Origin of the sequence: Streptomyces sp. HUAS TT11 (assembly GCF_051553595.1) — a bacterium.
In the GTDB taxonomy this organism is placed as follows: domain Bacteria; phylum Actinomycetota; class Actinomycetes; order Streptomycetales; family Streptomycetaceae; genus Streptomyces.
The window spans coordinates 1-20,175 of record NZ_CP196188.1; the positions used below are offsets into that span (position 1 = coordinate 1).

Below are 20,175 nucleotides of genomic sequence, written 5' to 3' on the forward strand. Positions count from 1 at the left end.
CCAGTGCGATCAGTGGGAGCAAGATGCGCCTGGCCGAGTTCATCCTGGGGCGGGCCCTCGGGAACGGCGTGACACACGTCATCACCCAGGGTGAGTACCTGACCAACTCGGGTCTGCAGTTCGCCGCCGCCTGCCTGAGCGCAGGAATCACGCCGATCCTGGTTCTGACGCGGAACGTGCCCCGCCATGGTGAGCTCGGCGAGTTCCGCGGCAACTATCTGCTCAACAAGACGATGGGTGTCGAAACCCACGTCATCAACGTCAGCGGCAATGTCTGGCATTCTCCGGACGAGGCCGCGCGAATCACCGACGCCATCGCGGTGCGCAAAGCCGAACTCGAAGCGCAGGGGCACAAGGTCCTCGTTGTCGGGACCGGTGGCGCGCACCCCGACGGCTACATCGCGCACGCCCTGACGTTCCGGGAGATGCTGGAACAGTCCGATGCCGCAGGGGTCAAGCTCGACTACGTTTACCACACGATCGGCACCGGGACCGCGCTGCCGGGGATGCTGGCGGCCAAGCTGAGTCTGGGACACCCGGTGAAGTTCCGGTCGATCTCCATCCAGAGGTTCAACGACGGAGACCGGATGAACCCCGGTGTGATTGTCGAACGGACCAAGGCGGTGCTGGCCACCTTGGGCGCGCCCGTACCCGACGACGCGACGATCCGTGCCGAGATCGACATCGACCAGCGCTTCATCGGCGAGGACTACGCCGTCGCGTCCGCCGAAAGCACAGCGGCCATCCGCGAGTTGGCCCGAGCAGAGGGCGTCTTCGTCGGCCCCGTCTACACCGGCAAGGGACTCGCAGGATTGCTCGAGCACGCCCGCAGCGGGCGGATCCCCGTCGGCAGCAACGTCGCGTTCCTGCACACCGGAGACACCGGCAACCTGTTCGAGATTCCTCAAGTCGTCGGCCGCATCGCCGACTGAGTCCGCGGCCTGTCAGGACCTCCCTGACGAGGGACTTGATGCGCCCATCGGCCGGCACGGTGTGCCGCCATTGCTCGATCGCCCTCACCAGCGGCCGGAAGTGGGGCCAGGCACGCTGGTGATCGGCCACCTGATCGATGAGGTACTCCGGGTTGGCCGGTGCCCAGCGGGTGTTGGAGCTTCTCGGGGATGAGTAGCGAGCCGTCCTCCTGGCGCGGCGGGGCCATGACGTCCACGGTGAAGGCGTCGGGGTCGTCCGGGGCGAGAACCGGGCTCTGCGGGAAGTCTCCGGGAGTACGCGGAGTTGGCCGAGGAGGACAAGGGGGGCGGCTGTCGCGCCGTGGGCGTGGCTGGTCTTGGACGCGCACTTCCCGGCGGCGTTCGTGGAGGACCGCCGACGGCCGGCCCTCACCGCCGGGCACCGGTGGCCGGCGGGGCCCGGTCGAGTAACCCGTCCCGAAGGAGACGTCCCTCACCGGCCGGGGTGACGTCTACCGCGACAAGCAGTCGCGGGAGTGTCGAGGCGACGCCGTTCGTCCCGCCGGGGCGGATGGCCGGTCCTGGTCAGCACCGCGACCCTGCTCGCCGGCGCCCGCCCTATCGCAAGAGGAGCTGCCCACGCCCACCGCCGACGCTCTCACGATCGGGACGTCCTCCGGCCTCGTGCACCTCATCGCCGGCTCCCGGTGCGATGACGCTGTCGTCGGGAGACGTGGCGAAGGTCTGCAGGTAGTCGATGGCTGTCTGCAGCGCGTCTTTCAGCGGCGTGACGTTCCGTGCGACCTGGGCGAGGAGCGTGCCGCCCTGGAAGGCGGCGAGGAGCAGAGTGGCCAGCCGTGCGGGGTCTGCCTCCGTGCTGATGCGGCCGAGTTGCTGCATGCGTTCGATTCCCTCGCGGAAGATGTCCCTCCACTGGTCGAACGCATTTGCGAGCTCGTCGTGGACGTCGAGGTCCGTCTTGATGATCTCGCTCGCCAGGGAGCCGAGGCTGCAGCCTTCCTGGTAGGCGTGCTCATAGCCGATGTAGAAATCCGCCCACGCCCGAAACCCGTCGAGGCTGTCGAAGCGGGCGAACTGCTCACTGCGGTGGAAGGTGAGGACGCTCTCGGCCTGCCAGGCGATCACGGCCAGGACGAGGCTCTCCTTGGTCGGGAAGTAGTGGTTGAGCTGCGATCCACTGACGCCGGCGGCGCGGCGGAGCTGCTCGTTGTTCGTCGCGTGGACGCCTTTGGTGTAGATGAGCTGCGCGGCGTGCTCCAGGATGCGGGCCCGCGTCGCCTGCCCCTTGCCGGTGAGCTTGTGGGGGTCCCGGGCTCCTGTAGTGGGTTTCATGCTTCCGAGGATACCTCGATTGGGCTTGACAGCCCAATGGCGGGCAGTGTTCACTCAGGACTGGGCCGAACAGCCCAAAAATCTCGAACGCAACCCAGGGGCCGACGACACCCACTCACCGGAGGCTGATCCGCCATGTCACGACTGAACGCTCCCTCTCCCGACGACGTCCCCGAGGCGGCGCAGGGCATCCTCGACAACATCGGCGCACAGTTCGGCTTCGTCCCGAACATGTTCATGACTCTCGCGTCGAATCCGACCGTCCTCGACGTCGTCATGACGCTGCAGGGCAGCTTGAGCCGGGTTCTGGACGCCAAGACGCGGCACACCATCGCGCTCGCCGTGTCGCAGGCCAACGGCTGCGACTACTGCCTGGCGGTGCACACGTACGTGTCGTCCGAACTCGGCGGCATGTCGAGCGACGACATCGACCTGGCCCGGGCCGGGAGCTCGATCGATCCCCAGCGCGCCGCGGTCGCTCGTTTCGCCCAGCAGGTGGTGAAGAGCCGCGGTCAGGTGAGCGACGCCGACCTGGCGGCTGTGCGAGGCGCCGGATACACCGACCCGCAGATCCTGGCGATCGTCACGGTGGCGGTGCAGGCCCTGCTGACCAACTTCATCAACAACGTCAACCGGACCGACATCGACATCCCCGCCGTCAGCCCGGTCGGTACGCCGGGATGAGCGCCGGCGTCCTCGCCGAGGCGCCGTATCCAGCCGCTCGATCCGTCACTGCCTTCAACGATCACCCGAGAAAGGTTTCGATATGCCGGGCTCCGACCTCTATGAAAAATTCATGGCGCTGCACACCCGCGACGGTGGTTTCGTCATGCCGAACGCCTGGGACGGCCTCTCGGCGCTGATGCTGGCCGATGCCGGCTTCGAGGCGATCGCGACATCGTCAGCGGCGCTCGCTGCCACGCTCGGCCGGTTCGACGGGCGTCACAACATCACCCGCGGTGAGCACCTCGAGCATGCGCGGCTGCTCGGCCGGCTCACCGGGCTGCCCGTCAACGGAGACTTCGAGGACGGCTACGGCGACACGCCCGAAGATGTCGCTGCGACCGTGGAAGCCGCCGTGGCATCCGGCCTGGCCGGTATCGGGATCGAGGACACCTCGGGCAATCCCGATCAACCGATCCGGGACTTCGACGATGCCGTCAACCGCATGCGCAGCGCCGTCGACGCGGCCAAGGGACGCATCGTCGTCACCGGCCGCACCGACAACTTCATCCAGGGCCGGCCCGATCTCGACGACACCGTCCGGCGTCTGACGGCCTTCGCCGAGGTCGGCGCGGATGTGCTCTACGCCCCTTTCCCACCCGACCTCGACGCCCTCCGCGCGATCGTCACCGCCGTCGCACCGACACCGGTCAACGTCCTCATCTCACCGGCGGACAAGGTGCTGACCGTCGCCGAACTGCAGAAGGCCGGGGTCAAGCGCATCAGCCTGGGTCCCGCGCTCTACACCCACGCAATGCAGGCACTCCAACAGGCCACCCAGGCCCTCGTCGCCGGTGACCTCACCGCCGCGACGACAGGAATCGGCTTCGACCGCATCAGCGAGCTGCTTGCCCGCGGCACGAACTAGTTCCCCCCTGCCAACCACCACTCCTCACCCACTCGGCGCAAGAAGAAAGCAGATCGACATGAACCTCGACAAGCTCATGAGCAAGCACCTCACCAGGTACTTCGACCCCAGCAAGACCATTCCGGAGGAGACCCTTCAGCAGCTGCTGCGGTTCCTGCGCTCCACGCCGTCATCGGTGAACGTACAGCCCAACCACTTCTACGTCCTCGCCACGCCCGAAGGAAAGAAGCAGCTCGCCGACAACCTGGGCGAACGATTCCAGGACAACGCCGAGAAGGTCCTGAACGCGTCGCACACCATCATCCTCACCACCCGGGCGGATCTGCCCGACAGCCACCTCGAGGCCGTGTTCACCAAGGAGAAGGCCGACGGCCGGTTCCCCGACCCGGCAAAGCAGCAGCTGTGGGAATCCATGACCAGAGACTTCCTCAACCTGCGCAACTACGGCTACAAGGACCTGAACCACTGGATGGAGAAGCAGACCTACATGGCGGTGGGCCTGACCATGATGGCGGCCGCCGAGCTCGGCGTCGAGGCGACCCCGCTGGAGGGATTCGACCCCACCAGTGTCGACAAGGCCTTCAAGATCCGCGACAGCGGACACACCACGACGGTGCTGCTGGCCCTCGGCTACCCCGACCCGAAGAAGGTCTACACCACCCCGATCTCCCGCTTCGACCCCGACGAGCTCTTCACCTTCATCTAAAGAGCCACCCGGAAACCACAACCCACACACGAGGAAAGGAAGCATCCCGATGAAAGCCATTGTGGTCACCGACCAGACCGCGGGAACAGCCGGAATGACACTGACGGAGCGGCCCGAGCCACTCGCAGCGATCAACGACGTCATCGTCCAGATCCATGCCTCGGGCTTCGTCCCCACCGAGATGGAGTGGCCTTCGACCTGGACCGATCGCGCCGGCCACGACAAGACACCGTCGATCCCCGGCCACGAGCTGGCCGGAGTGGTCACCGCCCTCGGCTACGGCACGACCGGGCTGTCGGTCGGGCAGCGGGTGTTCGGCCTCGCCGACTGGCACCGCGACGGCACCCTCGCCCAGTACGTGGCGATCGAAGCACGCAACCTCGCACCGCTGCCCGGCGACGTCGACTTCACGACAGCCGCATCCCTGCCCATCTCCGGCCTGACCGCGTGGCAGGGGCTGTTCCAGCACGGCCGCCTCCAGGCCGGCCAGAGCGTCCTCGCCCACGGCGCAGCCGGCGCAGTCGGGACGATGGTGACCCAGCTCGCACGTGAGGCCGGCGCCTACGTCATCGGCACCGGACGCGCCGCCGACCGGACCAAGGCACTCGACTTCGGTGCGCACGAGTTCGTCGACCTCGACAACGACGCGCTGAAAGACGTCGGGAGCGTCGACCTGGTCTTCGATGTCATCGGCGGCGACGTCCAACAGCAGTCCGCCGCCCTGATCAAGCCCGGAGGAACACTGGTGTCCATCGTCGGCCCGGTCGAAGCACGGCCCGCCGACGGCCTGGCAGTGGACTTCGTCGTCGAAGCCGACCGCGCCGACCTCGGCGAGATCGTGCAACGGGTACGCGACGGACGGCTGCGGACCAACATCGGTGACGTCGCGAGCCTCGACGATGCCGTCGGCGCCCTCAACCCGACCACGCGGCGCCGCGGGAAGACGGTCATCCGCGTACTCCCGTAGGAAGCCGGACGGCCACAGTCCGACCGGCAGGTCACAGGCCTGATCGACGCCCCGGTCAGGCCACCGGCCCGCGCACGTACCCGAACCACCACACGCACCAGGCACCCGGACCGACACAGGAGCTGATCACCATGGACGGACAAGAACTGCAGAAAATCGCAGACGGCTTCACCGCGGATCTGCCCGGCACCGACCACGAGCACCGTTCCGACCCCAGCTGGGACCTGTACAAGGTGGGCGGCAAGGTCTACATGCTCATGACCGACATGCCGGGACGCCCCGTCGTGATCCTGAAAGCCGATCCGGACGACGCCGCTGCCCTGCGCGAGCAGTACGCAGGCATTACCCCCGGCTACCACATGAACAAGAGGCACTGGATCACGGTGGACGGCGCAGACACCATCGACGAGAAGCTGGTGAAGGAGCTCGTGACCGACTCCTACCGTCTTGTGGTCGGCGGGCTTCCCAAGTCCAAGCAGCCCGTGGATCCACGCGCCCACGGCCGCCGCGCCTGACCCTCGCCATGCCCATCAGCGGCAAGAAGCTCCAGGACACAGCGCACAACACGGCACCGCCGCTACCCGGGGTCAGCCACGGGCGCCCGGTCACCGAGCAGGCGGACCTCTACAAGGCGACAGGCAGGGCCTTGATCGTCACGGACGACCCGGACGAACGCAACGTCGCCCTCAAGACAACGAGGCGTCGGGCCGGCACCGCTGCTGACCATCCACCGGCCGGACGGCCGACCGGACACGAGGCCACGATCCTTCACGCTGCGCGGTGGAGGTTGTTGCATTGTCGATGGCCGCCCTGCCCGCGGAGGCGGGTAGGGCGGCCCCCTACCGCCGCGCGGCCGCCCGCTATCGTGTCGCCTTCTCCCCGGTCGGTCCCACCGCGAACCACTTGCCGTCGATCCCCTGGCCGTTCAGGTCCCCCGGCTTGCCGTCGCCCGCGAAGCGGTAGACAGGCCATCCGCCCACGGTGATCTGGACCTGGCCGTCCTGCCGGCGGACGGCCCCCACCTCCTTCGGGTTCACACCTGCCAGGTAGACGTTGCCGCCCTCCTGGACGGTCACCGGGGGCCACTTCGTAGCGCAGGCGGTGTTGCAGGCCGACTGCGACGGGGAGGCGCTGTCGTCGTCGAAACGGTACAGAGCCGCCTGGTTGATGTTGATGAGGTGCGGTGACGACAGCGGTGGCGAGGTCACCGCGGACAGCTGTACCCACTTGGGCGGCGCCTCTTGCACCGCAGCTCCGACCACGGTCCCGCCGTTGCCGTCGAGACCGGCGTCCTGCGCCGTGGAGTCGACCACCTGCAGTGCCGAGTTGCCCGAGTTCTGGCCTGGCGGGGGACTCGAAGGGGATACCGAGGCCGCCGACGACACCGCGGAGGCAGCCGGTGCCGGGCTGTCTCCGATGGTGATCGTCTTGCCGCAGGCCGACAGGCTCGCCGCGCCGCACAGTGCGAGTACGGATGCGACAACGGTGCGGCGTACGGCGCCACCGTTGAACAGCGGACGGGTGAAGAGCGGATTCATGCCTGCAACACGAGACAGGCACCGGCAAGGGTTCAACGCCGCCCGGACCGATCGAACCCTCCGCAGCGTTGAACGCTCCGCTCCCCCGGTCTCGTGTACCGCACGGAGATGAATCCTCACCGCACAGGAACGGGGGCCCGCAGTGGCGTCGGACGTCAACATCCCCGGGAGTGAGCTCAAAGAGGCCCAGGACATGTTGGGTTTCGTGCACGACTTCATCGACATCGGACACCACACGTTCGACTTCGATGCCGCGTTCGGGCCCGAGCTCTCCCACGGCTCCGCACAGAACTTCGAAAACAAGTGGGAAGACGGAAAGCACCAGCTGCAGAAGCAGGTGAAGGGCATCCAGGACGCCATCGGCGACATCCTGGACTCCTTCGAGAAGACCGATCAGGACGCGGTGTCGAACCTCGACGACGGAAGCGGCACGTGAGCTCCGCCGTCTCCCCGACGTGTCCAACTGTTCCCCCGAAAGTGGCGGCTGACCTATGAGCACTGCACAGCGTTTTCTGCTGGACATCCCCGATCCCTGGCAACAGGTCGACCTCAGCGGGGAGGAACTGGCGAAAATCCGTGCCCAGGCACTGGCCTCGACCGGCGACCCTCGTCAGAAGGCGCGGATCAACGACATGTTCCGTCAGGGCCGGGAGGTGTCCCGGGCCGCCCGGCGTCACGGGGCGCTGCTGGCCGCGGGTACGGCGACCCTGTACACCGAGGGTCTGTTCATGGCCTACGCGATGGTCTTCGCGGTCAGCACACCCGAGGGCGAGGAGCTCACGCTGCCCGTGCTGTCCGCGCGACTGGGTGTCTCCTCAGCGACCGGTGTCGCGCCCCGGGACCGGGTCATCACATCGGCGAAGGTGCCCCACGTGGGCACGGTGGCCCGGGTCACCGGCACCGAGGTGACCCGGCTGACCGGGGACATCGACGTCAAGTTGCTGACGATGCACACGATGATGCCGGTGCCCGGCAGCAGCCGGGACTTCCTCGTGGTCACGCTCGCCAGTCCCAACCTGCCGCTGAAGAACGAGGTGTATGACCTGTTCGACGCCATCACCAGCACGTTTCGCTTCCTGACCGACGATGGTGTCCAGGTCTCCGGCAACGGCGACGAAGCAGGCGCGAGCGGCAGCCTCGCTGCCTGATCCCCCCTTGCGTTGCATGCCGAAGGACGGCCGGGTCCCCTGATCCGGCCGTCCTTCGGTGCTCCGCAGGGCCGACCGCTCATCTCGGCCCGCGGGCAAGGAGGGAGATGCGTCCCGTCCCCCGTGGGAACGCGGGGCGCACCTCCCGGGCTTTTAGAGCTCCGCTTCAAGCAGAGGCACCTGCACCGTCCACAGGGTTCCGTCGCCCAGGTGCAGCAGGCCCCGCCCTGGCTGCGGGGCCTGTCCGACAACGCCTCGCGGCAGCTTCACGCCGATCACATCGCCGTCGCTCGGCCCCTGCGGGGACAGGAGCATGCCGGTGCGGTTGCGTTTGACCTGTCCCATCCAGCCGGCCAGGCTCAGCGACAGCGATTCGGCGTTGCCGGCCGCGAGGACGCCCCAGCCGGTCCCGGCGCCGCCGCGGGCGAGCAGCGCGAGGTCGGAGTCGATTTCGGCTCCCATGAACAGCTCCGCGTCGTCCACGACGATCACGCCGTGCTCCTGTGGCACATTGCCCAGCGCGTTGCGGAAGTCTCCCACCGACACCTCGGTGTCGGTGATGACGGCGGTCACGCCGGGCCGTCCCTCCAACTGCCTCAGCGGCGAGCGGCGCGGGGCCAGCACGATGAGGCCGGTTCCGGCGGCGAGCAGCGACTGCGCCGCGGTGAACAGGGCGGTACTGCGGCCGGTGCGTGGCGGTCCGGCGATCACGAAGGTCGGTACGTCCGCGAGATCGGGGCCGAGCGAGGTGAGCGTGTCGCCGCCGACGGCCACCAGAGGCTGCATCGGCCCTGCGTGGGTGTGCAGAGCGAGGGCGTCGGCATACGCGATCCGGTCGGGGAGCACGTCCAGCCGGATCGGGCGCTGTGCATCGGGGACCGAGGCTTCGCGCTCGGTCAGCTCCCGGCCCAGGGTGGCCAGGACCTCGGCCTGTGCGGTGCCGGACAAGTCCTCGCCGAGTACCGCTATCTGCGCCTCGCTCAGATCCTGGGTGCGGATGCCGCGCCCCGGCGCGGGGTCGGACGGTGCCGATTTGGAGGGGATGCCGACGCTGGAGTAGTCCTGGCGGTCGTTGAGCCTGAGGACGATCTTGTCTTCGGTGGTACCGGAGAAGCGGCTGCCGGCGAGGACCCGGTCGCCGGCCAGCACGACATGGATACCGGCGCCCGCTCCGTCCCGCAGCAGGCGCAGCATGCGCTCCATGTAGCTGCCGTTGTCGTACGAGGTGAATTCGCGCTCGAAGACCTCGAACCGGTCGACCATCAGCACGATGTGGGCGAGCCGCTGCTGGTGCGGCTGGTTCTTTCGCAGTTCGGTCAGGTCGGCTGTGCCCCGCGCGCCCAGAATGCTCTGCCGTGCGCTGAGTTCGGCTCCCAGCCGGTCCAGCAGACGGCCCAGGCGCTCGATCTGGTTGCGGTCGACGACCGCTCCGCAATGCGGCAGCGTGGTCAGGGCGTTGAGCGCACCGTTACCGCAGTCGATGCCGTACAGGTGGACGTCGTCGGCGCCATGGGCCTGGCCGAGTGCCGCGGCCAGGGTGCGCAATGTCTGGGAGCGTCCGCTGCGCGGCGAGCCGACGATGTGCAGATGGCCGGCCCGGTCGAGATCGAGGACCAGGGGGGTGCGGGTCTGCTGTGCGGGCAGGTCGACGATGCCGTACTCCACCGCGGGCAGGGCTGCCTCGCGTTCGGCGGACGGCTTGGGCGCGGGCGGTGCCGTCCACGGGAGCAGCGCGGGCAGGGGCGGCAGCCAGGGGCTGGGCTGGCGCGGTACCTCGGCGAGCCGGGACGCCTGTGCAACGGCTCCGGCCAGGACCGCGAGGTCGGTGACGGCCTCGGTCTGCGCCGCGCCCGAGCCTGCGCGGGAGCCGCGGGTGGGCAGCGGGCCGCCGAGGTTCTGCCAGGTCACTGGTTCTGCTCGGACGCTCGTCTCGGTTCCTTCGGCGGCCCGGCCGCCGGGGCGGCGGCCGCCGACACGGCCCGACTGGAAGGGCAGCAGCGCCGACGGCCCGAGCCGGGCGTAGGCGCGGCCGGGGTTGGCCGGTGAAATGTCCCCGGAGTCGGGGGCGTCGATGATGTCGCGGCTCTCACTGGTGTCGGTGGTGCGCAGAGCGATACGCAGATTGGTGTTGGCGCGGATGTCCGGGGTGACCGCTCCCCCGGGCCGCTGCGTCGCCAGCACCAGGTGGATGCCGAGCGATCGGCCGCGCTGCGCGATGTTCACCAGACCCGAGATGAATTCGGGCAGTTCACGCACCATGGATGCGAACTCGTCGATGACCAGCAGCAGTCGGGGCAACGGCGGCAGGACGTTGCCGCCGCGTGCACGCTTGTCGAGGTAGTCCTCGATGTCCTTGGCGCCTGCTTGGGCCAGCTGGGTCTCCCGGCGGCGCAGTTCTGCGCCCAGGGACACCAGTGCCCTCTCCACCAGCCTGGTGTCGAGGTCGGTGACCAGGCCGACGGTGTGCGGCAGGTCGGCGCACTCGGCGAAGGCGCTGCCCCCCTTGTAGTCGACGAGTACGAAGGTCATCTCGTCGGGCCGGTTGACCACGGCGAGGGTGGCGACGAGGGTCTGCAGCAGTTCCGACTTGCCGGAGCCGGTGGTGCCGGCGATCAGCGCGTGCGGCCCGTCACGCACCAGGTCGACGGTGAACTCACCGTCGTATCCGACGCCGAGCAGGGCCCGGGTGCTGCGGCCTCCCAGCGACCAGCCGGCCACCACGGCCTCCGCGGTGGGCGGTTCCATGTGCAGCAGGTCCAGCAGGCGTACGGAGCCGGGCAGTGCGCTCTCGTCGCTGTCGCCGACGCCGCGCAGCGGGGCCAGTGCACGGGCGAACTGCTCGTACCAGCCGGGCTCCGGGGAGTCGCTGCGCACGTTCTCCAGTGCGGCGCCGGAGCCGGTGCGCACCGTGGATGGGCTAGCGCCTGCTTGGGTGACGACGACGGCGCCGCACTCCTCGGGCAGTAGCCGCTCTTCGCGGTCGATGCACACGGTGTAGACGCCCACGGAGGGGCCGTCACGCAGCAGCGCGATCACGCCGGGCAGCGAGCGGGCCCGGCGTGCCTGTTCCAGGACGACGAGGATGTCGGGATAGCCGTTGGCTCCGCCGCGGATGACGTCCGGGCCGGCGGCCATGCGGGAGGCGACGATCTGGCCGAGTTCGCCGATGCGCCGGGCCAGGGATTCGGCGGTACTGCCGATCAGGGCGTAGGCGTCCTCGCCCTGTGCCTGAGTGTGGGGCAGCCAGCGGCTCCAGGACCAGTCGCGTTCGCCGTCGGGTCCGGCGAGGACGACGATGCGCAAGTCGGTGGGGCTGTGCAGAGCGGCGGCCTGGGCGGCCAGCCAGCCGGTCAGCCGGGTCGCTCCCGGTCCGGCGACACCTGTCACTCCCGCCCTGCGCAGCGCAACGGCGACGGGCACCTGGTTCAGCCAGGGCACGGTGCTGCGCCGGTGCTCGTCCTGCTCCGGGTCGTCGACGCTGATCGAGGAGGGCAGGTCGGTTGTGCCGACGCGTACGGACAAGAAGTCGGGGTCCTGCCATCGGCGCTCCCACAGCCGTTCGGAGGGCTGGGCGGCCATCTGCAGGAGTGTGGCCGGATCGGGCAGAGAAAGGCGCAGGTTGTGCTGTTCCTCGAGTACGGCAGCGTCGATGTCGGCGCGTACGCGGGCCAGTGCCTGCTCGTGTTCTTCCTTCTTCTCCAGGTATTTCAGCATCGCCTGCTTGCGTCCGCCGAACTGGGTCACCAGGGCGGCGATCGGTGAGAGCAGAGCGATGAAGACGAAGGACCACCGGTGGGTGACGAAGATGGCGATAGCGGCGCTGCCTGCCGGCAGCAGCAGGATCGGCAGCAGCGGGATGGGCCGCTTGTCGGGCTTTGTGGGAGGGGTGGGCAGCCGGAACTTCGCGCCCGCGGCGGGCGGCAGAAACCTCGGCGGCCGGTTGAACTCCAGGCCCAGCCCGTCCTGGGCGGGTGTCAGTGGAGCGCGGGCCGTCGGCCGTGAGGTCAGCTCCAGCAGGATGTCGCCGACGGCGAGCTGGCTGCCCTCCCTCCACGGTGCGGGGCTGTGTGCGGGTTTCCCGTCGAGCAACGCCTCATCGGTCATGAGGAGTTCGGCGCTGCCGTCGAGGCGGATACGGGTCCGGGCCGCGAGCGTCGGCGCTCCCTCGACAAGGCGGATACGGCACGCCGGGCCGCTGCCGATGTCGTAGTCACCGGGGACGAGCCGGAAGACGGTTCCGGCTCCGGGACCTGAGACCAGACGGATTTCGGTGCGGCCCTCGGGCTCGGGCTCCCGGGGAAGGGGGGCTCCGAGCCCAAGGTCCATGCCGTCCCGCACACCGGCGACCTGCAGGGTGGTGTGCGGATCGAGGGGGGTGGAGTCGATGTAGAGGGACGGCTCCCCCTCGGCCGCCCCCGCATATCCGACGGCACGTGCCAGCTCGGCCGCGAACCTGCCTGCCTGCGCGGACGGTTCGGTTTCCACGGCGACGGTGGTGGACACCCCCTCGACCTGCGGGTCACGCACGCTGACGGTCAATCGCACTGCTCATCGTCCTTCTTGTGTGGAGGTGGGTGCGGCGCCGCCCGCCGTGGCGGCGAGCTGGTCCGGTGGGTCAGGAGAGGTTGGAGCCGAGCTGGCTGTCGGTCTGGTCGAAGGCCTCGCCGACGGACTTCACGTACTGGCCGATCCCCTGCAGCCCCTGGTTGACCTGGTCGAAGCCCTTGGCGAACTCGTCGAAGAACGGCGAGAACTTCTGCTGGGCGGCCGGCGTGCTGTAGCCGTCGGCGAGCAGGTTGGAGATCTTGCCCTTGACCTCGTTGAGCTTGTCCTGCAGCTGGGAGAAGTCGTTGAGGAGGGCCTGCGAGGTCGAGGAGGTGGTGTCGGAGTTGACGCTGTAGTTGGGCATGGGAGTACTCCTTGGCTGGTGTGTGGTGCGGTCCATCCCTTTCGGGGATGGAGGACTGGTGGGTGGGTGGACGTTCAGCGACCTGTACCGGCGTCCGGGCTTTCCGAAGGGCTCGTCGGTGCGGTGACGAACCCGTCGCTGGACGGGGAAGGTGAGCCGGTGCCGCCGTTCGACTGCGCGTCGGACGTGCTGATCGGTGGGGCTGTGGGTCCCGAGGAGGTGGGCGAGGGCGGAAGCGGTACGTCCGCCGGGTTCACCGGCGCCGGGCTGGAGGGACGCGAACCGGTCGGCGACGGCGGAAGCGGCACGTCCGCCGGATCCACCGGCGCCGGGCTGGAGGGACGCGAACCGGTCGGCGACGGCGGAAGCGGCACGTCCGCCGGATCCGGCGTGGTGGGTTGAGCGGCGGGGGGTGTGTGGACCGGGCCGGCCGGCGGCCGGGGACTGCCCTTGATGGGGATCTTGTCGGCGAGGCCGTCGACGGCGCGGCCGAGTCCTGCCTTGCCCACCGGCCCCACGCCCAGCTTGGGAGCGGAGTTGGCGATCTCACCGGCGGCCACCTCGTTGGGGTCGCCGCCCTGGGCCACACCCACGCCGATCTTGGTGCCCAGGGTGGCGCCTTCCTCGACGAAGCCACCGACCTGGTCGGACGCCCGCTTGCCTACGGTGTCGGCGGCGGCAGGTGCTGTGGTGTCACCGAACCGGCCGCCCTTGCCCTCCTCCACCGTGGGGTTCCCGCGGCTCTTTCCTATCGTGCCGACGCCTCCCTTGAAGGCGACTCCGGCCACGGCTCCGGCCGCGGCCCCGGCGAACACACCCGCCGCCGTGATCTTGTCGTGGTTGGCCGCCTTGGCAGCCGCTTCCAGCCCCGAGTTGGTCAGGAACTTGCCGGTGACTTCCGTAGCCGCCTTTCCTATGGGGTTGGCAAGGACACCACCGATGACCTTGCTGTTGGCGAGAGACTCGCCGATCTTGGTGATCGAACCGGTGCTCTTGGTGATGAAGCCGGAGTTCTTCACAGCGGCCACGGCGGCCGGCGCGATCGCCTCGACGGCCTTGCCACCGAGCTTCAGCAGGGAACCGCCCGGGATGATCCCGAGCAGGCCGACGACGAAGTCACCGGCTTTGAGACCGCCGGTCTGACTGGCGACGACTTGGTTGAAGACGAACAGTGCCCCGCCCAACAGCGCGCCCACCACCGGGAAGAACACCGCCACGACGGCGACGAGGGCGGCCAGCAGAATCTGGACGAACGGGAAGTCCTTGAAGAAGTCGGCGATCTTCTGGAAGATGTTGCGCTCCGGAATCGCCTCCTTGGCCGCCCGGTCCAGCACGTCGGCGCACTGCCGCTGCGCACTCTCCCGCATCGATCTGGCCTGTTCCGCCAGGCTCTTGGCCGCGCTCAGCTCGGCCTTGCCTGCGTCGATGGAGTCCTGCGTCGTGCGGGCCTGCGACTTCTCCTCGTCCGTCGGGTTCGCGCTCAGTTCCTTGGGCGCCTGGTTCGCCTGCGGTGCGGCCGACCGCGCCTGGTCCACCGCCCGGTCGAAGGTGTCCTGGGCCTCACGCAGCCGCGGCATGTAGTCGCTGTATGCCTGCGCCGCGTCGTGGTAGGAAGTCATGGTCTTGGTCAGCTTGTCCGGGAGATCGTCGCCGATCTTCTCCTTCAGCTGGTCCATCGCCGCACCACGGCCCTGTGAGATCGTGCCGTCCTTCTTCAGAACGTTCAGCGCCTTCTCCGCGGCATCACCGACATCCCGGTACCGCTGCATCACGCCCTGGATGAGGTCGGGGTCACCAGGTGTCGGGTCCGAGTCCATGCCGACGAGCTGGAAGTCCTCGGGACTGGCGTGCCGACGTGCCATTGGTATCCCCCGGTGCGGTGCCTGTGAGACGCGATCGCCAGGTACACGGGGTCGGCCTTCCGGAGGGTTCAAACCGTTTTCGCTTCGAACGCTTTCACCGGTCGGCTCCGTGTAGTCGGTGCAACGAAATCCCGGAGGGCATGGGTGGACACGATGAGCAACGGCGCGGACCTCGGGTTCGAGCACAGGCCGGCAAACGCCACGGCACGCGTGCTTCTGCACGCCCTGGGCACGCTGCTGGCGGCGTGCCTCGTGGCGCTCGGGGCAGCCACGTCCGCGCACGCGGCGTCCGGGGACGGTCTGATCAAGGTGTTCGTGGTCCCGGAGCCCACACAGACGGGCGGACAGCCTGCCACCCTGCAATCGATCGCCGCCTCTACCCTGGGCGACCCCTCGCGCTCGGTTGAGGTCTTCGACCTCAACCGCGGTCTGACACAGAAGGACGGCGGGGCGCTCAACGGCCCGGACGACCAGTTGCACCCCGGCTGGATCTTGCGTCTTCCGCAGGACGCCGCGGGACCCGAGGTCCAACTGGCCCGTGACACCGGAACCCAGAACGCCGCCTCCTCTGCGCCGGGCTCCGGACAGCGGACATCGCCGCCGAACACCGCCTGGACCACGATGTTCACCATTCCGCTGGCCGCGGTCGTGGCCGTGCTCGCAGCGATCGTGCTCGCGCTGATCACCGCGGGCATCGTGGCAAGGCGCAAGGTGCGCATCGCATACGCGGCCTCCCTGCGCGCCGTTCGCAAGCTGGGCGAGCCGGTGCGGCGCAGGCGCCGCCTGATGCACCGGCGGGCGACGGGCCGCCGGTTCGCGATCGACGCCGAATCGGTTCGGCGGGCTTACGAAGCCCTGGACGAGTTCGTTCCCACCCGCAAGCAGCCCGAACGGCCGGTGCACGCGCTGCGCGTCGACGCAGCGGGTGTGACGGTGTGGCTGACGCCTCCCGATGCAGCCGACGACCCGTGGACGAACATCGACAGCACGCGCTGGCGTCGTCCCGCCGCAGCCGGCGGCCGGCTGACCCGCGGCGACACCACCGCTATGACCGCGCAGGCGTCGATCACCACGGCTTGCCTCGTCCGGGCGGGCACGGACAGCGACGGCGAGCCCGTGTTCGTGGACCTCAGCAGACTGGACGGCGTCCTCAGCGTGAGCGGCGATCAGACCGTAGCGCGGGATGTGGTGCACAACCTGCTGGCTGAAATCGCGCGCACCCGGCCGAACACTCCGGTGACCGTGCTGCGCGCAACGGACGGTGCCCTGCCGATCGCCGTGCCCACCGGCCTGCAGCAGCTTGCCCGGGTCGGGGCCTTTGCCGGGGCGGCGTCGGTCTCAGGGCAGGGGACGGTCCGCGCCGGAGCGTCCCGTCGGCCGGTGCAGGGCCTTGTCGTGGTGGCCGGGTCACCGGGCGAGCGGGAGGCCGCGGAGCTGGCCGCCTTGTGCGGGCCGGGCGGCGCGGGCTGGACGGGGCTGGTCTGCGGCGAAGCGAGCGGCGCGCACTGGCGCTGGTACACCGATGCCGACGGCCGTGTCGACATCCCCGTGCTGGATGTGCAGCTCACCGTTCCGGCCTGAGACCCCGGTCGGCTTTGGCGCGCAAGGTGTTGAGGGCGTAGTGCTGGCGGGACTTGACGGTGCCGGCAGGTATGCCGAGGATGCGAGCCGTCTCCTGTGCTGTGCGGCCGCACAGGTAGGTGTGCAGCAGGACCTCGCGGTGCTCGTGGGACAGCTGCCGCAGCAGGTCGATCGTCTCCACCGAGGTCAGCACAGCGCCGGAATGGTCAGGCAGGGGCACGTCGCGGTCGTGGGCGCCGAGGGTCTCATGGCGGGCGGCGGCGCTGCGCATCCTGTCGACAACGAGGTTGCGCGTGACTTTGAGGAGCCAGCCCCGTATCGATCCCTCGGTGCTGTAGAGGCGTTCCGCGTGCGACCAGGCGCGGATGAGGGTTTCCTGGACGATGTCCTCCGCCATGTGGTGGTCGTTCAGCAGCTTGGCGGCGTAGGCGACCAATGCTTTCGCGTGGTCGGACATCAGGGTGTGCAGCAGCTGATTGCGGTGGGCGGCCGACGCGACGGCCGCGTCAGTGGTCGTGGTCATGTTCCAGTTCCTGAAGGACAAAGCTGTACGCGGCTTCAGCTCCTGGTGGAGCGGAGCGGGGAGCGTAGGCAGGGTCCGCTTCCGGAACGCTGACGGTTTACTGACGTGCGGACGGATCAGGTGTGAGAGGGCCCTTCAGCCGGTCGCGGACGTTTGCGGCCTCCGGGTGGCCGATCTCCTCGAGGATGGCGAGTGCTTCGCGCCATGCGTGCGCGGCCTGTGTGGGGTGGTGGGCTGCGCGATGGGTTTCGCCCATGTGCACCAAAGTGTCGGCCTCCAGGTAGCGGTCGCGGATCGCCCGGTACAGCTCCAGGGCGTGCTCATAGCAATCGAGCGCCCGTTCGTGGTTGTGGAGGTGGTGGTGGGCGTAGCCGAGGCTGTCCCATGCGGCGGCCTCGCCGTTGCGGTCGCCGCTCGCCTGGTGGTCCGACAGCGCCTGCGCACACTCCTCCAAGGCGTCTTCGTACTTGCCCATCAGGATGTGCGTCCAGCCGACCTCGTTGGCGATGCTCGCCTCGCCGCTGCGTAGTCCAGCCGCGCGGTACAGGGTGCTCGCGTGCTTGTAGTGTTCGAGAGCTTGCTCATGCTGCTTGCGCCGGTTGGCCAGGAATGCGAGATAGCGGCGGGTTCGACCCTGCCCGGCCAGGTCGCCGATCTCGCTGAACAGCTCCAAGGCGCGCGCGAGGTGCGCGTCGGCTTCGCCCCACAGTGCGAGGCGCCCGTTGACGAAGCCGAGCGCGCGGTGCACATGTGCCTGACCACGGATGTCGCCCAGGCGTTGGGCCGCGCCCACGGCCGCTGTCTGGGCGGCGACTTGTTCCTGCCAGCGGCCGTTGCGGTCCAGGTACAGCTCCAGTGTCGCGGCCAGCTGCCAGCCGTGCTCACCGGTTCCGTGCCGGGCGTCTTGCTCGATCGCGGCGAGCAGGACGGAGCGGTTGGTCTCCAGCCACTCGGCGGCGGCCGTTTGGTTGGCCAGGCGCGGCACAGTCACCCCGGGCAGGTGAGGCCGCAGGTCGATTCGCTCCCGACTGGGCGCAAGGACGCTGTCCGCAGCGTGCGCGCCATGCAGGTAGTGGTCCAGCATGCGGCGCCGTGCCGTGGCCAGCTCGTGCGCTGTGTCCTGCGCCCGGGCCAGTTCGGCGCCGTAGGCGCGGAGCAGTTCGTGACATCCGTAACGCCCGGGAAGGGGCTCGGTGATCAGGTGGGCCCGAACCAGTTCCGCCAGAAGTGCCCTGGTTTGACCCGTGCGCTGACCGGCCAGGCTGGCGACGGCCGCGAGTGAGCAGTCGGGTCCCGGGTGCAGTGCGAGCAGGCGGAAAACCCGGGCGGACGCCGGGGCGAGAAGTTGATATGACCATGAGAACGCGCTGCGTGCGTCCGCGACAGGGGCCTCCCCGGAAAACGCGTCGAGGCTGTCCTCGTTCTCGTGCAGTTCGGCCGCGATGGACGCGAGCGGAAAGGTCGGGTTCACCACAGCGCGAGCGCTGACGACGGCCAGCGCGAGCGGCAGGTGTCCGCACGCGGCAATGATCTGCGCGACCGCGTCGGGTTCGGCCGCGATCCGTTCGGCGCCGAGGCGGCTGGAAAGGAACTCGCGGGCGTCCGCGTCGCTGAGCACGCCCAGCGTCAGCGGGTACGCGCCCTCGCCGGCGACCAGCCCGTACAGCTGGTTACGGCTGGTGACGACTACCAGGCAACCAGGGGCACCGGGCAGGAGGGGGCGGACATGCTCGGTGTCTCGAGCGTTGTCGAGGACGATCAGCACGCGCCGGCCGGCGACCAGGCTGCGATACAGCGCAGCCTGCGCATCCAGCCCCGCCGGAATGCGCTGTGCGGGAACGCCGAATGCATCGAGGAAGGACCGGATCGCCTCGGCCGGGCTCATGACCGAGCCAGTGGGATGGAAACCGCGCAGATTGACGTAGAGCTGTCCATCGGGGAAACGGTCGGCGAGCATGTGCGCCCAGTGGACCGCCAGCGTCGTCTTACCCACGCCCGCCATGCCGCCGATCAATACGGTGGACACCGGCCCTTCAGGCGCGGGCAACAACCTCTCGACGTGGGCGAGCTCATGGCGTCGACCGGTGAAGGCGCGTAGGCCCACGGGCAGTTGGGCAGGCCGCACCATGACGCCGGTGTCCGCCTGCGCCTTCGCCGCATCGGCCGCATCTCCCCCACTCCCGTCAGGGTCGGTGGACTCCCCGCTTGCGACCTGCTGAGCAGCTCGCAGGGCATAGACGCGGCCCAGCACACGCTGGTGAGCGGCCTGCAGTTCGGGTCCCGGCGGCACCCCCAGTTCCTCAGCGAGTCTGGTACGCACCGACCGATGAACGTCCATGGCCTCGGCCTGATGCCCGGTGGCTGCGAGCATCAGGATCAGCCTGGCCTGCAGCGCCTCGTCCAACGGATGCTGTGCTGCGGCCTGCCGGAGCGTCACCAGCACTCGCGCACCCAGGCCCGGTCCGGCCTCCAGGGCCAGTTCGGCCGCCTCCTTGACGGCGGTCAGATGTTCGCCGTCCAGGGCAGTGAAGGCAGGGAAGGCCCTCACCTCTGTCGCGATCCCGGAGGCCGCGGGCCCGCGCCACAGGGCCAGAGCCTCGATCAAGTACTCGGTGGCAGCAGCCGGATCCCCGCTCTGCGCAGCATGCTCCGCCTGCTGCCGCAGGGCTCGGAAGCGATGCAGGTCAAGTCCGTCAGGCGCTACTTCCAGGCGGTAGCCGCCCGAGCCGCGCACCAGCCACCGTGACTCACCCCCCGCCGGGAGATCGGGTTCGAGCAGTCGGCGCAGTGCGCCGATATGCCGCTGGACCACGTTGACGGCAGTGTCCGGCGGATCCTGTCCCCACAGGGCATCGACGATCTCATGGACGGCGACGGGATGCCCCGCCTCGGTCAGCAGCAACGCGAGGAGGGCACGCTGTTTGGGAGGTCCCAGCACCAGTTCCGTGTCGCCACGCCAGGCTCTGACCGGGCCGAGCACGGCGAAACGCGTACACACAGGATTTACCGTACCAACTGTAACGACATGGAGATCCGAAGCACCCGCTTTGAAGGGGTTCGGCTACGGCCCAGCATAGAGTCCACGC

The 20,175-nt window shown here is 69.0% G+C and carries 15 protein-coding genes and 1 pseudogene; 9 read left to right on the forward strand and 7 right to left on the reverse strand.

Annotation, left to right across the window (positions count from 1 at the left end; genetic code table 11):
* Positions 1–23 precede the first annotated feature (23 nt).
* On the forward strand, positions 24–932 hold the full coding sequence (locus tag ACSHXN_RS47550) for a 1-aminocyclopropane-1-carboxylate deaminase/D-cysteine desulfhydrase (protein WP_438307111.1): 909 nt from the start codon (positions 24–26) through the stop codon (positions 930–932).
* Between the two features lie 714 nt (positions 933–1,646).
* On the opposite strand, the pseudogene ACSHXN_RS47555 reads toward ACSHXN_RS47550, so the two are convergent.
* Positions 1,647–2,264, reverse strand: a pseudogene (locus ACSHXN_RS47555) (TetR/AcrR family transcriptional regulator); the annotation flags it as partial.
* Between the two features lie 135 nt (positions 2,265–2,399).
* Here ACSHXN_RS47555 and ACSHXN_RS47560 point away from each other — a divergent pair.
* The 5 genes from ACSHXN_RS47560 (at position 2,400) to ACSHXN_RS47580 (ending at position 6,043) form a co-directional block, all read left to right on the forward strand.
* Positions 2,400–2,948: a carboxymuconolactone decarboxylase family protein gene (locus ACSHXN_RS47560; protein WP_438307112.1), complete on the forward strand. Its 549-nt coding sequence runs from the start codon at positions 2,400–2,402 to the stop codon at positions 2,946–2,948.
* A gap of 82 nt (positions 2,949–3,030) precedes the next feature.
* Complete coding sequence (locus ACSHXN_RS47565; protein ID WP_438307113.1) at positions 3,031–3,855, forward strand: isocitrate lyase/PEP mutase family protein; 825 nt, start codon at positions 3,031–3,033, stop codon at positions 3,853–3,855.
* Between the two features lie 58 nt (positions 3,856–3,913).
* Positions 3,914–4,561 carry a nitroreductase family protein gene (locus ACSHXN_RS47570; RefSeq protein WP_355799300.1) on the forward strand — a complete coding sequence of 216 codons (648 nt, stop codon included), beginning with the start codon at positions 3,914–3,916 and terminating at the stop codon, positions 4,559–4,561.
* A gap of 49 nt (positions 4,562–4,610) precedes the next feature.
* Positions 4,611–5,528: an NADP-dependent oxidoreductase gene (locus tag ACSHXN_RS47575; protein ID WP_438307114.1), complete on the forward strand. Its 918-nt coding sequence runs from the start codon at positions 4,611–4,613 to the stop codon at positions 5,526–5,528.
* A 131-nt stretch (positions 5,529–5,659) separates the two neighbouring features.
* On the forward strand, positions 5,660–6,043 hold the full coding sequence (locus tag ACSHXN_RS47580) for an MmcQ/YjbR family DNA-binding protein (RefSeq protein ID WP_438307115.1): 384 nt from the start codon (positions 5,660–5,662) through the stop codon (positions 6,041–6,043).
* Between the two features lie 345 nt (positions 6,044–6,388).
* Here the strand turns inward: ACSHXN_RS47580 and ACSHXN_RS47585 are convergent, their stop codons facing one another.
* Positions 6,389–7,066, reverse strand: coding sequence for a hypothetical protein (locus tag ACSHXN_RS47585; protein ID WP_438307116.1), 678 nt, complete (start codon positions 7,064–7,066; stop codon positions 6,389–6,391).
* A gap of 193 nt (positions 7,067–7,259) precedes the next feature.
* Here ACSHXN_RS47585 and ACSHXN_RS47590 point away from each other — a divergent pair, with 193 nt between their 5' ends.
* Both ACSHXN_RS47590 and ACSHXN_RS47595 read left to right on the forward strand, forming a co-directional pair.
* Positions 7,260–7,502, forward strand: coding sequence for a hypothetical protein (locus tag ACSHXN_RS47590; protein WP_355140666.1), 243 nt, complete (start codon positions 7,260–7,262; stop codon positions 7,500–7,502).
* 55 nt (positions 7,503–7,557) lie between these two features.
* Positions 7,558–8,214 (forward strand): hypothetical protein, encoded by a 657-nt coding sequence (locus ACSHXN_RS47595; RefSeq protein WP_355140667.1) that lies wholly within the window; start codon positions 7,558–7,560, stop codon positions 8,212–8,214.
* Positions 8,215–8,367: 153 nt separating this feature from the next.
* Here ACSHXN_RS47595 and ACSHXN_RS47600 read toward each other — a convergent pair whose 3' ends face one another.
* The 3 genes from ACSHXN_RS47600 to ACSHXN_RS47610 all read right to left on the reverse strand — a co-directional run bounded on the left by ACSHXN_RS47600 (position 8,368) and on the right by ACSHXN_RS47610 (position 14,985).
* A complete protein-coding gene (locus ACSHXN_RS47600; RefSeq protein ID WP_438307117.1) occupies positions 8,368–12,759 on the reverse strand; it encodes an FtsK/SpoIIIE domain-containing protein in 4,392 nt (1,463 codons plus the stop codon).
* 70 nt (positions 12,760–12,829) lie between these two features.
* The gene (locus tag ACSHXN_RS47605) at positions 12,830–13,123 is read right to left on the reverse strand and encodes a WXG100 family type VII secretion target (protein ID WP_355140669.1); all 294 of its coding nucleotides are present in this window, start codon (positions 13,121–13,123) and stop codon (positions 12,830–12,832) included.
* A 74-nt stretch (positions 13,124–13,197) separates the two neighbouring features.
* Entirely contained in the window at positions 13,198–14,985 is a 1,788-nt protein-coding gene (locus ACSHXN_RS47610; RefSeq protein WP_355140670.1) for a putative T7SS-secreted protein, read from the reverse strand.
* Between the two features lie 153 nt (positions 14,986–15,138).
* Here ACSHXN_RS47610 and ACSHXN_RS47615 point away from each other — a divergent pair, with 153 nt between their 5' ends.
* The gene (locus ACSHXN_RS47615; RefSeq protein ID WP_438307118.1) at positions 15,139–16,566 is read left to right on the forward strand and encodes a hypothetical protein; all 1,428 of its coding nucleotides are present in this window, start codon (positions 15,139–15,141) and stop codon (positions 16,564–16,566) included.
* On the opposite strand, the gene ACSHXN_RS47620 is transcribed toward ACSHXN_RS47615, so the two are convergent.
* Positions 16,550–17,089 carry a sigma-70 family RNA polymerase sigma factor gene (locus tag ACSHXN_RS47620; RefSeq protein ID WP_355140672.1) on the reverse strand — a complete coding sequence of 180 codons (540 nt, stop codon included), beginning with the start codon at positions 17,087–17,089 and terminating at the stop codon, positions 16,550–16,552. The genes ACSHXN_RS47615 and ACSHXN_RS47620 overlap by 17 nt on opposite strands.
* A 97-nt stretch (positions 17,090–17,186) precedes the next feature.
* Entirely contained in the window at positions 17,187–20,087 is a 2,901-nt protein-coding gene (locus ACSHXN_RS47625; protein WP_438307119.1) for an AfsR/SARP family transcriptional regulator, read from the reverse strand.
* Between the last annotated feature and the right edge of the window lie 88 nt (positions 20,088–20,175).